The 1,257-nt window shown below is 37.1% G+C and carries 1 protein-coding gene; it reads right to left on the bottom strand.

The genetic code is table 11. The features are described from left to right. The coding region (locus tag AB5935_RS26730; protein WP_368327948.1) for a RagB/SusD family nutrient uptake outer membrane protein at positions 1-1,059 on the bottom strand (1,059 nt) is incomplete at its 3' end. Positions 1,060-1,257: the final 198 nt, after the last annotated feature.

Genomic DNA, 1,257 nt, shown 5'->3' with positions numbered 1-1,257 from the left:
CTGTTCTACTAAGTCGTGATAAATATAACCTCCATTACCGTTACCACCACACGTGGGAGGACCAAACAATGCTTCACGTTGATTACCTTCCCCTGGCCTGCATTCGAATATCATTTCGCAGTACGATCCATTTGAATACGTCACATAGGCACCATCCGACACTTTACCAAAGTCATTATTATGGAAGATTGCATAAAATCCCCATCCCGGTTCTGATCTTCCTGGATTGTATCCATCAGCTTCTACATGACGCGTGTAAATAGCATAACGATTCAGTTTTATCACATCGAGAGCTGCATCAACAGCTGCCTTCCAACGTTCTTTATCATAATTAGGATGACCAATCAACTCTTTTGGGCAATTAGTAGATGTACCAAAATCACTACCATTGAATAATTTACTAGCTTCATATAAACGAATACGCGAAATCAGCCCCTTACATGCGCCAGCTGTGGCGCGTCCATTATTCATACCGCTGAATACAACAGGCAAATCTTTTGCAGCCAACTCACATTCGTCTACAATATATTTCACACAATCAGCATATGTGTCACGCTTTGTTTTCATATCATCTTCTACCTCATATATGGTATCACCAAGCAAAGGCACTCCACCATAATGACGTAACATCATTGCATAATACCATGCACGCAAGAATCGGGCTTCCGCCTTATACTGAATCTTAGTGGATTCAAGTAACGGAGCACCATCTACATACTTCATAAATAAATTCACCCTTCGGATATTAGTATATGCCTTCTTCCAAACATCATCTTCCAATACATTAAGTGAATTAATAGTCCCTGTTGCAAACATTACATCATTAGTAACATCAGAGACTACTTTATAAGCAGCCTCGTCACAAGCTGTCTGTAAGCCTCCATGTTCTTTTGTTACCCCAAAAACATTAGTAGTGTATCGATTAGGCTTAACATCATAACCAACATCTACATAAATTTGAGAAAGGAATCCTGCCGTATATGCACTATCTGCAAAAACAGATTCCCGATCAAGATCCGTCGTTTCAACTTGCTCTAAATTAGCACAAGATGAAAACAACCATACACCTGCAATAGGTAAAAATAAATAAAACAAGCTTTTCATATACAATAGAAATAGCGGTTAATAAATCGTTTATAAACTCTGTAAACAGTAATATTCATTATTATTAGTTTTTTTTATCAGATTACATTTATTCATTTTCAATTAGAACGATTAAAAAACAATACACCACTAAACAGAATTACTTTTTTTGTG

This window comes from Phocaeicola sp. RTP21198st1_B8_RTP21198_201120 (assembly GCF_040929485.1).
Classification (GTDB): Bacteria; Bacteroidota; Bacteroidia; order Bacteroidales; family Bacteroidaceae; genus Phocaeicola; species Phocaeicola dorei.
The sequence above is the reverse complement of the archived record's forward strand: the minus strand, read 5'-3'. Positions and strand labels throughout refer to the sequence as shown.